General features: G+C 71.6%; 11 protein-coding genes. 7 read left to right on the plus strand and 4 right to left on the minus strand.

What is annotated here, in order from left to right; genetic code table 11:
* Position 1: 1 nt before the first annotated feature.
* Positions 2–652 carry a response regulator transcription factor CtrA gene (locus tag BLT59_RS22210; RefSeq protein ID WP_244514108.1) on the plus strand — a complete coding sequence of 217 codons (651 nt, stop codon included), beginning with the start codon at positions 2–4 and terminating at the stop codon, positions 650–652.
* An 82-nt stretch (positions 653–734) separates the two neighbouring features.
* Here the strand turns inward: BLT59_RS22210 and BLT59_RS22215 are convergent, their stop codons facing one another.
* Positions 735–1,451 (minus strand): trypsin-like serine protease, encoded by a 717-nt coding sequence (locus tag BLT59_RS22215; protein ID WP_244514112.1) that lies wholly within the window; start codon positions 1,449–1,451, stop codon positions 735–737.
* A gap of 170 nt (positions 1,452–1,621) precedes the next feature.
* The gene (gene cysS / locus BLT59_RS22220) at positions 1,622–3,019 is read right to left on the minus strand and encodes a cysteine--tRNA ligase (RefSeq protein WP_091785847.1); all 1,398 of its coding nucleotides are present in this window, start codon (positions 3,017–3,019) and stop codon (positions 1,622–1,624) included.
* A 310-nt stretch (positions 3,020–3,329) separates the two neighbouring features.
* Between cysS and BLT59_RS22225 the strand changes: the two genes are divergently transcribed.
* The gene (locus BLT59_RS22225) at positions 3,330–3,677 is read left to right on the plus strand and encodes a hypothetical protein (protein WP_091785612.1); all 348 of its coding nucleotides are present in this window, start codon (positions 3,330–3,332) and stop codon (positions 3,675–3,677) included.
* A 55-nt stretch (positions 3,678–3,732) separates the two neighbouring features.
* Here the strand turns inward: BLT59_RS22225 and BLT59_RS22230 are convergent, their stop codons facing one another.
* Positions 3,733–4,245, minus strand: coding sequence for a CreA family protein (locus BLT59_RS22230; RefSeq protein ID WP_091785614.1), 513 nt, complete (start codon positions 4,243–4,245; stop codon positions 3,733–3,735).
* A 159-nt stretch (positions 4,246–4,404) separates the two neighbouring features.
* Here BLT59_RS22230 and BLT59_RS22235 point away from each other — a divergent pair, with 159 nt between their 5' ends.
* From BLT59_RS22235 to BLT59_RS22255, 5 genes are all read left to right on the plus strand, one after another.
* Positions 4,405–5,472: a DUF2865 domain-containing protein gene (locus tag BLT59_RS22235; protein WP_091785617.1), complete on the plus strand. Its 1,068-nt coding sequence runs from the start codon at positions 4,405–4,407 to the stop codon at positions 5,470–5,472.
* Positions 5,473–5,550: 78 nt separating this feature from the next.
* Positions 5,551–7,593, plus strand: coding sequence for an OmpA family protein (locus BLT59_RS22240; RefSeq protein ID WP_091785850.1), 2,043 nt, complete (start codon positions 5,551–5,553; stop codon positions 7,591–7,593).
* Between the two features lie 91 nt (positions 7,594–7,684).
* Complete coding sequence (locus tag BLT59_RS22245; RefSeq protein ID WP_091785620.1) at positions 7,685–8,893, plus strand: MFS transporter; 1,209 nt, start codon at positions 7,685–7,687, stop codon at positions 8,891–8,893.
* 15 nt (positions 8,894–8,908) lie between these two features.
* Positions 8,909–9,685 carry a class I SAM-dependent methyltransferase gene (locus BLT59_RS22250; protein ID WP_091785623.1) on the plus strand — a complete coding sequence of 259 codons (777 nt, stop codon included), beginning with the start codon at positions 8,909–8,911 and terminating at the stop codon, positions 9,683–9,685.
* Positions 9,686–9,773: 88 nt separating this feature from the next.
* Positions 9,774–11,060 carry a hemolysin family protein gene (locus tag BLT59_RS22255; protein WP_091785626.1) on the plus strand — a complete coding sequence of 429 codons (1,287 nt, stop codon included), beginning with the start codon at positions 9,774–9,776 and terminating at the stop codon, positions 11,058–11,060.
* A gap of 1 nt (position 11,061) precedes the next feature.
* Here BLT59_RS22255 and BLT59_RS22260 read toward each other — a convergent pair whose 3' ends face one another.
* Positions 11,062–12,402: a glutamate--tRNA ligase gene (locus BLT59_RS22260; protein ID WP_091785629.1), complete on the minus strand. Its 1,341-nt coding sequence runs from the start codon at positions 12,400–12,402 to the stop codon at positions 11,062–11,064.
* Positions 12,403–12,406 lie beyond the last annotated feature (4 nt).

Consider the following 12,406-nt stretch of genomic DNA (forward strand, 5'->3'; position numbering starts at 1 on the left):
GCTGATGCTCAAGTCCGAGAACTTCAACACCTACACCACCGATCTCGGGGAAGAGGGTGTCGATCTCGGCAAGCTCTACGACTACGACATCATCCTCCTCGATCTGAACCTGCCCGACATGTCGGGCTACGAGGTGCTCCGCTCGCTCCGCGTGGCCAAGGTGAAGACGCCGATCCTGATCCTGTCCGGCATGGCCGGCATCGAGGACAAGGTGAAGGGCCTCGGCTTCGGGGCCGACGACTACCTGACCAAGCCGTTCCACAAGGACGAGCTGGTGGCGCGCATCCACGCCATCGTGCGCCGCTCGAAGGGCCACGCTCAGTCGGTGATCACCACCGGCGACCTGATCGTGAACCTCGACCAGAAGACCGTCGAGGTCGGCGGCGCCCGGGTCCACCTCACCGGTAAGGAGTACCAGATGCTGGAACTCCTCTCGCTGCGGAAGGGCACCACCCTCACCAAGGAGATGTTCCTCAACCATCTCTACGGCGGCATGGACGAGCCGGAGCTGAAGATCATCGACGTGTTCATCTGCAAGCTGCGCAAGAAGCTCGCCAACGCCAGCCAGGGCAAGAACTACATCGAGACCGTCTGGGGCCGCGGCTACGTCCTGCGCGAGCCGATGGACGGCGAAGAGCGCATGGCCGTCTGATCCGACCGCCTGACCGTCTCCCGAAAAACCCCGTGCGGCCCGGCCGCGCGGGGTTTTCGCATTCCGGCCGACTCCGCCGGCCTCACCGCATCCCGGTCGCGGAGAAGACCTGTGCGGCGGGCGCGATCACCACGTAGCCGCCGCAGGGCGCAGCCCGGCTGATCACCGCGCTGGCCACGCCCCAGATGTAGGTGCCGCGGCGATCCTGCGCGACGACCGGGCCGCCGGAATCGCCGAAACAGACCCGGGCCCCGTTGGCCCGGGCGATGGTCAGGCCGGTGCTGCTGGCCGCCACCGGCGTCAGCGTGGCGGTGCGCAGCCGTCCGACGACACGCCCGGACAGGCCGGCGCCGGCGATCCGCAAGCTCTTCGGGACCCGGCCGGGATCGGCCGCCAAGGGCACGGGCCGCCGGTCGCGCACCGGCTCGGTCAGGCGCAAAACCGCGAGGTCGAGGGAGAGATCGGAGAGGCTGACGCCCGACGTCTCGTTCGGCAGCATCTCCCCCGGATCGGGACTGTAGCGGGCGGCGACCCGCGCCCCGTAGATCGGCCGCGCCGGCTCGCTGCCGCGGAAGAACACCACCAGCGCGCCCAGCGGATCGCCGTTCACGCAATGGGCCGCCGTCAGCACGAGATCCGGGGCGATGAGCACGCCGCTGCAGCGGGTGAGACGCAGCGCCTCCTCGGGCTTCGTGATCGTGCCGATGGCGACGGTGGCCTGCGCCAGGGCATCCCGGCCGGCCGCCGATCCGCCGTCGATCGCGGCCGCAGGCCCCGACAGGCCAAGCCCCAACGCCATGGCCGATGCCGCGGTGGCGCGCCCTGCCCCGATGGTCCCGAAGATGCTCACACGCTGCCCTTTCCCGGCCAGAGCCCCCGGACCACAGATGCCGCCCCGGCCGCGCCGTGCAAGCGGCCGCGAGGACGCGGCCGCCGTCACAGCCGTGCCAGCGGCGGCCGCCGCAGCAATCAGCGGGCCACGGTCCAGCTGGTGGTACCGTCCTTGTTGTCCTTGACGGCGACGCCCATCGCGGCGAGCGCGTCGCGAGCCCGGTCGGAGGCGGCCCAATCCTTCGCGGCCCGGGCCGTGCGGCGCTCGGCGATCAGCGCCTCGACCGCCGCGACATCCACACCGGAGGCCGCGACCTGAGCCTGCTCGCGGTCGCTGCGGGTGCGCGTGAGGAAACCGAGGAGGTTCGCGCCGGCCCGCAACGCGCCGGGCTCCGCCTCAGCGCCGCTCCCGAGCCGATGCAGCTCGTTGATCGCCGCCGGCGTGTTGAGGTCGTCGCAGAGCGCCTCGACCACCCCGGCCGGCATGTCGCGTGCGGCCGGCGCGTCGCCGGCGGCGTTGTACCAGCGGTCGAGCACGCGGCTCGATTCCTCCAGGCCGCGCAGGGTCCAGTCGATCGGCTGCCGGTACTGGGTCCTCAGCATGGTGAGGCGCACGACCTCGCCCGGCCAGTCGTTCAGCACGTCGCGGATGGTGATGAAATTGCCGAGCGACTTCGACATCTTCTCGCCCTCCACCTGGAGGAAGCCGTTGTGCAGCCAGACATTGGCCATCACCGGCGTGCCGAAGCAGCAGCGCGACTGCGCCACCTCGTTCTCGTGGTGGGGGAAGATCAGGTCGATGCCGCCCGCGTGGATGTCGAAGGTCCGGCCGAGATGCTTGGCCGACATGGCCGAGCACTCGATATGCCAGCCCGGCCGGCCCGCCACCGCAATACCGGCCGGCGACGGCCAGGACGGCTCGCCGGGCTTGGCGGGCTTCCACAGGACGAAATCGAGGGGCGAGCGCTTGTAGGGCGCGACCTCGACCCGGGCGCCAGCCTCCATCTCGTCGAGGGGCCGCTTCGACAGGCCGCCGTAATCCGGCATCGACGGCACGTCGAACAGCACGTGGTCCTCCGCCACATAGGCATGCCCCGACCGGACCAGCGCCTCGATCATCGTCACCATCTCGGCGATGTGATCGGTGGCCCGGGGCTCGACGAAGCGGGGCCGCGCGCCCGGCACGTTCACGTCCTCCGGCATCAGCACGCCGAGGTCGCGCACGTCGCGGTGGAATTGCGCCAGCGTCCCGTCCGTGAGTTCGCGGATGGTGATGCCGCGCTCGGCCGCACGGGCGTTGATCTTGTCGTCCACGTCCGTGACGTTGCGCGCGTAGGTAACGTGGTCCGGCCCGTAGAGGTGGCGCAGCAGCCGGAACAGCAGGTCGAAGACGATGATCGGCCGGGCGTTGCCGATATGGGCGGCGTCGTAGACGGTCGGACCGCAGGCGTAGAGGCGGACATTCTGCGGGTCGATCGGGGCAAAGGCTTCCTTGGCACCCGTCAGCGTGTTGTAGAGCCGCAACATCGGCGCCATGAAACTCATCCCCATTCCGGCGCCGCGGCTCGATCCCGGCGCCGCACCGTCGCCGGAAAACCGGCCCTGCCTTCAACGACCTGCCGGCCTCGCGCGGCGAAGAACGGCCGAAACGTGGCGGGTCCGGACACCCCGCCGCGGCACCCTGTTGCATCGCGGCGACGGCGCGGCCCGCGCGATGGGGCTAACCCAAAAGCGTGAGGAATTCGAGATGGCCTACGCGCCATGCGGGTAAGGCTTCCTTAACCGCGCCGTCGGACCGTCCGGGCCGCGATCCTCACGCCACAGATCCTGTGCCCAAGGACAATCCATGCGACGCTCGGCCGCCGGTTCCATTGCCCTCGCCACCGTTCTCGCCTGCGCAGGCCTGACGCATGTCGCGCTGGCCGGCACCGACGGCGAGACGCCCGCGAAGGCGCCGGCCCATATCGAGAAGACGTTCCTGATCCCGTCGAGCGATGGCTACGGCGTCGGCGAGTGCCTGACGACGCCGGGCAGCACCTGTGGCCAAGTGGTCGCCAACGCCTGGTGCGAGGCGCAGGGTTACGCCGCCGCCAATTCCTACGGCGTGGCCGCCGCCGACGAATATACCGGCGCGATCAGCCAGCAGGTCCCGGCGCCGTCTGAGCGCCCGATCCGGATCACCTGCCAGGACTGAACCACCTGCCAGGACTGGGCCGGCCGCAGCCGGCCCCGGCGCCGGAACGCTCCGGTCACTTCACGAAGTCAGCACATTTCTGCGCCGGCTCGGTGCCCCAGGGCGCCAGCGGCACCGCCGAGGTCGAGTTCTTCGGCGAGCCCTGAATGACCTTGTCCGAATAGACCATGTAGATCAGCGCATTGCGCTTCGCGTCGCACCCGCGGACGATCTGCATCGACTTGAAGATCAGCGACCGCCGCTCGCTGAACACGACCTCGCCCTGGCTGAGCTTGCCCTTGAAGGCGATCGGCCCGGTCTGGCGGCACGCCAGCGAGATGTCCGAGACATCCTCGGCCAGCCCCAGGGTGCCCTTGATGCCGCCCTTCTCGGGCTGGGTGTACCAGCAGGCCACACCCGAAACCGCCGGATCGTCGACGCCGTAGACCACGAGCTTGTCGTTGGGCGTCAGCGGACGCCAGACCGTCGACTTGTCGAAGATCCGGTCCGGCTCCTGAGCCGAAGCCGGCCCGGCCGCCGCCACGCCCAGCGCCAGAAGCCCAACATAGGTGAGACTCCGAAACAACATCGCCAGCCAATTCCCCCTCACGCTTGCCGGCCGCATGTAGGAGGGGTGTCGCGGTGTTGCGAGGGGGCGTAGTATGGCCCCGCTTCGGTTCCGAAGCGCGGATGCGCGCGGGCCTGGATTCTCCGGATCACCGCGCCCCCGATCAACGCGATGCAGCCTATGCCTCACCGCCCGATCGTCCGTTCGCTCGGCCGCCTCATCCTGAGCGCGGCCCTGGCCCTCGGATTGTCCTATCCGCTCGCTTCCGCCGTCAGTGCGCAGGAGGCTGCGGCCGGCCCGCCGCCGGCCGAAGCGCGCCCGGCGCCGCAGCTGCCGTCGCCCCAGTGCCGGCGCTACCGGGCCGAGCTGGCCTCACTCCAGAGCGGTGCCAGTACGACCCGCGCGCTGAACGACGAGATCGGGCGGCTGGAGGCCTATTTCCGTGGCCTCAACTGCGAGGGCGGCAAGTTCCTGTTCTTCGACACGCGGCCACCGCAATGCGGCGCGGTGGAGCAACGGATCCGCGCCCTCAAAGCCACCTATGGCGGCGCCGTAATCGACGACAGCGGCGCCCGCAAGCGCGAACTCCAGGGGCTCGTGGCCTCCACCTGCCCGCCGCGCGAGACCTATGCCGGCTCCGGCGAAACCTATGGCCGGGGCGGCCCGCAGATGGTCTGCGTGCGCACCTGTGACGGCGGTTTCTTCCCTTTGAAGAATCTGCCCGAGGGGCGCGGCGGTGCCGACGAGATGTGCCAGGCCCTTTGCCCGGGGACCGAGGCGCAGGCCTATTCCATGCCGTACGGCGACGACGCCCTGAAGCACGCCGCCTCGGCGAAGGGCAGCCGCGCCTACACGAACCTCGCCAACGCCTTCAAATTCCGCAAGGAATTCGTGCCGAACTGCTCCTGCAAGCCGGAAGGCAAGAGCTGGGCACAATCTCTCGCGAAGGCCGAGAGCATGCTGGTCCGGCACAAGGGCGACATCTTCGTCACGCCGATGCAGGCCGAGGCCCTGTCCCGGCCGAAGGTGCGCCTGACGCTCGTCGGCCGGGCCGACCGGACTGCGGCGGAACTCGCCGCCGACGCGGCCGGACGCGCGGGCGTCGACACGAAGGGCGGCACCGGCATCGGCCGCGACGATGCCGGGAAGGCCGACGGCGCGAAGACGGCGGACGCCAAGCCGGATCACGTTGCCGTGCGCATCATCGCGCCCGACGTCATCGCGGTGCCCCAGCGCCTCACGCCCTGACATCGGTTCCGGCCCGTCGGCCCGGAACAAAATGGGGTGTCCCGGGTTCGGCTCGTCCTGAACCGACTCGAGACAGCGATGCATCTGCTCCGCCTGATCCTCCTCGCCGGCACGGTGCTGCCGGGCCTCACGCTCGTGCAGCCCGCTGGCGCCGCACCGGGCCGGATCCTGTTGGCACAGGGAGGCCCGGATGAGCGCGGTCCCCGCGGCGAACCTCCGCATGGCGGGCCGCGCCCGGAGCGGCCGCCGCAGGAGCGCCCCGGTCCGCCGCCAGGCCCGCCGGCCGCGCGAGAGCGGCCCGAGCCCCGGCCGGAGCGCGCCGCGCCGCCGCCGCGCGAGCGTCCCGAGCCGCCGGCCCAGCGTCAGCCGCAGGCAGAGCCTCCCCCGCGGGAGCGCGCGCCGGAGCATCGTCCTGAACCGCCGGCGGGGCGTCCTCCGGCTCAGGAGCGGCCGGCGCCAGGGCGGCCCGGACCCGAGCGGCAGCAGGCGCCGGATCGGGATCAGCGGCCGCCCTCCCCATCGCGCCCCGATCCTGAACGGCCACCGGCCCCTCCGCAGCAGCGCCAGGCACCGGACCAGGACCGCCCGGGTCCGGACGCCCAACCGAACCGTCCCGCGCCGCGTGATGCCGCACCGGACCGGACGACACCGGATCGCGCGCCGCCAAGCCAGCGTCCGGGCGGACCGGCCGGACCTGGCGTGCCCGGAGACCGCCCCAAGCCCCCGGGCGCGGCGCCTGCCGAGCCCGGCCGCCCGGCCCAGCGCCTCGACGCGCAGCCCGAAAGCCGACAGCCCGAGAACCGTACTCAGCCGAATACCGGCCCTGGCGCCGTGCCGGGCCGGCCGGTGCCGCCCAACATGGCTCCGGGCGTTCCGGGACGGCCGTTCCAGCCTCAGGGAGCCCAGCCTCAGGGCGCCCAGCCTGATGGGCGACCGCAGGCTCAGCCGAACGGCGCCCCCGGCTCTGAGCCCGGGCGGGCGGCGGCGCCCAACATGGCACCCGGCATCCCGGGACGGCCGTTCGTGCCGCCGGGACAGTTGCCCGCCCCCGGTCAGGCCCAGCCGCCCGGCGGGCCGCAGCCCGGCATGCCGCCGGGACAGCCACAAGGGGGCGGCCCCGGCCGGCTGGCCGATCCCGGCGCCTTCAACCGGCCGGGTCAGCCGGGCTACGTCCCCGGCGGCTTCCGCCAGACCGACGCCGTGCGCGACTTCGAGCAGGTTCGCACGGATCGCCGCGAATTCCGGGAGGATGGCCGGACCTATTACCGGGAACCGGGTCGCATCATCGTGCAGGACCGCGACGGCTTCCTGATCCGCCACGACGAGAACGAGCGCTTCCGCACCCTCGATCCGCGCGGCTACCGTTTCGAGCGGCAGGGTGCCGACTTCTACAGCTTCGTCGACCGGCCGGGCGGCGAGCAGGTCATCACCGTGACGAACGACGACGGGCGGCTGCTGCGCCGCTACCTCCGCTATCGCGACGGCCGCGAGATCGTGCTGATCGACAACAGCTATGCCGGGCCGCTCCGCCCGATCTACGAGGACGTGGTGGTGCTGCCGCCCCCGGAAATCCGGATCCCGCGGGACCGCTACGTCGTCGATTACGCCCAGGCTGACGAGGCGGAGGTCTACGAGGCGCTGACGGCACCGCCGGTGGTCGCCATCGACCGCCGCTACACCCTCGATCAGATCCGCTACAGCCCGGATCTCCGGGCCCGGCTGCGCTCGGTGGATATCAACACCATCACCTTCGACACCGGCTCGTTCACCGTCACACCCGATCAGGCAGCCAAGCTGTCGGTGATCGCCGCCGCGATGAACCGCGCCATCCAAGCCAACGCGCAGGAGGTCTTCCTGATCGAGGGCTTCACCGATGCAGTCGGCGCCGCGCTCGACAACCTGTCCCTGTCGGACCGGCGCGCCCAGTCGGTGGCGACCGTTCTCACGCAGCAATTTCGTGTGCCGCCGGAGAACCTCACCACCCAGGGCTACGGCGAGCAGTACCTCAAGGTGAACACCCAGGGCCCGTCACGGGAGAATCGCCGTGTCGTGGTCCAGCGGATCACCCCGCTGCTCCAGCAGGGACAAAGTCCGGGTCAGGCGGCCCCGCCGCCGCGCTGAGGCCGTCGCCGCGCAGGCATGTCCTGCGCGGCGGTTGACGGTTCGGCGTCAGCACCTCACCAGCGGTTGGGGACCGCGGCGCAGGGCGACGATGGACAGCGAGGCGGATGACGGCCTGATCCGGTCGGGCACACCGGTCTTCCGCCGCACGGCGCTGGCCCTGGCGGCCGCCGGATTCTCGACCTTCGCGGTTCTCTACGCGGTCCAGCCGCTTCTGCCGATCTACACGGAGGATTTCGGCGTCTCCCCGGCCGCGAGCAGCCTCGCGCTCTCGCTGCCCTGCGGCCTGCTGGCGGTGGCCCTTCTGGTCGTCAGCCCGCTTTCGGAGATCTGGGGCCGCAAGCCCGTGATGCTCGCCTCGCTGATCGCCTCGGCGTTGCTCACCATCGTGGCTGCCCTGGTCCCCGGCTGGTACGGCTTCCTGGCGCTGCGCGCGCTGACCGGCCTGACCGCTAGCGGCCTCCCCGCCGTGGCCATGGCCTACCTGGCCGAGGAAATGGACGCCCGGGCCATCGGCTTGTCGATGGGGCTGCTCGTCGGCGGCAATGCGCTGGGCGGCATGTCGGGCCGCCTGATCAGCGGCGTCATGGCGGATTTCGTGAGCTGGCGCGCCGGGCTCGCCACGATCGGCGCCCTCGCGCTCGCCGCCGCGCTGGCATTCTGGCGCGCGCTGCCGCCCTCGCGCCGCTTCGTGGCGCGCCGGATGGCCTGGGGCGAGGTGCCGGGCAGCTTCACCCACCATTTCCGCGATGCCGGCCTGCCCTGGCTGTTCGCCGAGGCGTTCCTGCTGATGGGCGGCTTCGTGTGCATCTACAATTACATCGGCTTCCGCCTGCTCGACCCGCCTTTCTCGCTCAGCCAAGCCGTCATCGGGCTGATCTTCTCCGTCTACCTCGCCGGGATGGTCAGCAGCCCCGTCACCGGCGAACTGGCGAGCCGCTTCGGCCGCCGCCGCGTCCTGTGGCTTGCCACGAGCGTCGGGCTCGCCGGCATCGTGATGACGCTTTCGGATCACCTCCTGCTGATCATCGCCGGCATCGTGGTCACGACAATCGGATTCTTCGGCGCCCATTCGGTGGCGAGCAGCTGGGTCGGGCGGCGGGCCACCCGCAACCGGGCGCAGGCCTCCGCGATCTATCTCAGCCTGTACTATCTGGGCTCGTCGGTGCTCGGAACCGCGGGCGGCTGGTTCTTCGCGCATTCCGGGTGGACCGGCGTGGTGCTGTTCGTGGGCGGCTTGTACGGTCTGGCGCTGATCGTCGCCCTGCGACTGTCCCGCCTACCGCCACTCGCAACCTGAAACGGAGAGACACCCATGAGCGCGCGCAGCCACGCCCGACAGGTCGTCGACCAGTTCGGAGCGCAGGCCTCCGCCTACGTGACCAGCGCCGTCCACGCCGCCGGTGCCGACCTCGACCGGATCGGCGCGCTGATCCGCGCGCGGCCGGATGCGCGGGTGCTCGATCTCGGCTGCGGCGGCGGCCATGTCGCCTTCACGGCCGCGGCGGCCGGGGCCGCCGTGACGGCCTACGACCTGTCGGCCGAGATGCTGGCGGCAGTCTCCGCCGAGGCGTCCCGCCGGGGTCTCGACCGGATCGAGACCCGGCAGGGCGGCGCCGAGGCCCTCCCCTTCCCGGACGCGGCCTTCGACGCGGTCCTGACCCGATACAGCGCGCACCATTGGCGCGACGTGCCGGCGGCGCTGGCGGAAGCGCGGCGGGTGATCCGGCCGGACGGCCTCCTCGTCGTCAGCGACATCATCGCGCCCGAGGATCCGCTGCTGGACACGCACCTGCAAGCCGTGGAACTGCTGCGCGACCCCTCGCATGTGCGCGACTACCGGGTCTCGGAATGGCGCATCCTGCTGGAGATGGCGGGCTTCGACCCCGGCACCGTGACGACGAGCCGGCCGCGGATGGACTTCACGAGCTGGATCGCCCGCATGCGCACGCCCGAGACCCATGTCGCGGCGATCCGGGCGCTCCAGGCCGCCGCGCCCGCGGAGGTGACCGCCCATTTCGGCATCGAGGCGGATGGCAGCTTCCTGCTCGATTCGGCGCTGATCGAGGGCCGCCCCAGGCTTGGCCGTTGAACGGTCGGGCGCGTGCCCCCATGTTGCGGATCCGCTTCACCAGAGGAAGCCGCCCCCGCCCGGCGGGGTCGCGGCTCAATGATCCGGCCTGATCGAACTCGTCGTCGTCGTCCTGCTGATCGCGCTCAACGGCGTCTTCTCGCTGTCGGAGTTGGCCGTGGTTTCGGCACGCCGGAGCCGGCTGCGCGCCCTGGCTGAGGAGCACCGCGCCGGCGCCAAGGCAGCCCTGGCGCTTGCAGAGGAGCCGGGGCGGTTCCTGTCCACCGTCCAGATCGGCATAACCCTGATCGGCATCCTGTCCGGCGTGGTCTCGGGTGCGGCGCTCGGAGACCGCCTCGCGCTGGTGCTGATCGACCTCGGCCTGAGCAAGGGCTGGGCCGACACGCTGGGCTACACCTTGGTGATCGGCGTGATCACCTATCTGTCGGTGATCATCGGCGAGTTGGTGCCGAAACACCTCGCCCTGCGCGACCCGGAGCGGATCGCCTGCGCGGTGGCCCCCGGCATGCGCGTGGTCTCGCGGGCGGCGCTGCCGGCCGTGTGGCTCCTCGACGCCTCGACGCGCGCGGTGTTCCGGCTGATCGGCCAGGAGACTCAGAGCGCCAGCGCGGTGACCGAGGAGGAGATCCGCAGCCTCGTGGCCGAGGCCGAGACCGCCGGCGTCATCGAGGGCGACGAGCGCGCGATGATCTCCGGCGTGCTGCGTCTCGGCGACCGGCTGGTGCGCGGCGTGATGACGCCCCGTACCGACGTGGTCTGGATCGACCTCGCCGATGATCCGGAGACCAACCGGGCGCGGGTCCTCGAAAGCCCGTATGCCCGCCTGCCCGTCGCGGATGGCGGCCCCGACGCGATGATCGGCATCCTCCAGCTGCGCGACCTGATCGGTCCCCTGTCCCGGGGTGAGCCGCTCGACCTGCGTATGCAGGTCCGCAAGGCGCCCGTGCTGCCCGATACGGTCGACGCCCTCGTGGCCCTGGAGGTGCTGCGCAGGGCCCCGGTGCCCATGGCGCTGGTGCACGACGAGTACGGCCATTTCGACGGCCTCGTGACTCCCGCCGACATCCTCGATGCCATCGCGGGCGCGTTCCCGGCCGAGGATACGGAGCCGGACGCGGTGCGCCGCGCGGACGGATCGTGGCTGATCGCCGGCTCGATGCCGGCCGACGAGCTGGCGGACCAGCTCGGCCTGCGGCTCCCGCCCTCGCGCGACTACGCGACGGCGGCCGGCCTCGTTATCGCGGTTCTCCAGCACCTGCCGGAGACCGGCGAGAGCTGCGAGATCGCCGGCTGGCGCTTCGAGGTCGTGGACCTCGATGGCCGGCGCGTCGACAAGCTGCTGGCGACCCGGCTCGCGGAGGTCGAGGCCGAGTAGCTCAGGGGGTCTCGCCGGAGAGGCGTCGCGCCGCGCCCGCTCGCCCGATCAGCGGCAGCAGGCCGGCCAGATCCGGTCCGTGCTCCAGACCGGTCAGCGCGAGGCGGAGCGGCATGAACAGGCCGCGTCCCTTGGCGCCGGTGCGGTTCCGGATCTCGGTCGTCCACGCCTTCCAGGTCTCCGGGCCGAACGGCTCGGGCGGCAGGGTCTCGCGGGCGGCCGCGATCACCGCCGGCTCGGTGAGCACGGGCTCGACGGGGCCGGTGACGACCCGCCACCAATCGGCCGCCTCCGGGACGCGGCCGAGATTGGCCCGCACCGCGAGCCAGAAGGCCTCGGCCCGGTCCGCCGGGATCCAGAGGGCGGCGAGACGTGCGGCCGCCTCCGCGTACGGCATGGCGTGGATCAGGCGCGCATTGAGGCCGTCGAGTTCGGCCGGGTCGAACCGGGCCGGCGCGCGCGAGATCTCGCCGAGATCGACGAGCCCGGCGAGGGTGTCGAGGTCGGGCACCGCCCGCACCGATTCGGCCGAGCCGGTCAGCACCGCCAGCGAGCGCACCGCGGCGGGCTCGTAGCCGGCCTCGCGCAGGCCGCGCAGCGACAGGTGGCCGAGCCGCTTCGACAGCCCCTCGCCGTCCGCGGTCGTCAGCAGGTTGTGGTGACCGAAGACCGGAACGGCCGCGTCCAGCGCCTCGAAGATCTGCACCTGCACGCCGGTATTGGTGACGTGGTCCTCGCCGCGGATGACGTGGGTGATGCCGAGATCGGCATCGTCCACCACCGAGGGCAGCGTGTAGAGATAGCTGCCGTCGGCGCGGATCAGCACCGGATCCGACAGCGACGCGCAATCGACATGGGCCGGACCGCGGACGAGATCGTCCCAGGTCACGGTGCGCGCCTCAAGCAGGAACCGCCAATGCGGCCGGCGGCCCTCCGCTTCGAGCGCCGCGCGCTCCTCGGCGGTGAGCTTCAGCGCCGCCCGGTCGTAGATCGGCGGCTGGCCCCGCCCGAGCTGGCGCCTGCGGCGGCGCTCCAGCTCCTCCGGCGTCTCGTAGCAGGGATATAGCCGGCCCGCGGCGCGCAGGCGCTCGGCCGCCGCATCGTGCTGCGCCTTGCGGGCGCTCTGCCGGGCGAACAGGTCGGGCACGATGCCGAGCCACGCGAGATCCTCGCCGATCGCCTCGGCGAAGGCCTCCGTGGAGCGCTCCGCGTCGGTATCGTCGAGGCGCAGCAGGAAACGGCCGCCCGTGCGGCGGGCGAACAGGGCGTTGAGCAGGGCCGGCCGGGCATTGCCGATGTGGAGATAGCCGGTCGGCGAGGGTGCGAAGCGGACGAGAGTCATGGCC

This window comes from Methylobacterium sp. UNC378MF (assembly GCF_900103195.1).
Lineage (GTDB): Bacteria > Pseudomonadota > Alphaproteobacteria > Rhizobiales > Beijerinckiaceae > Methylobacterium.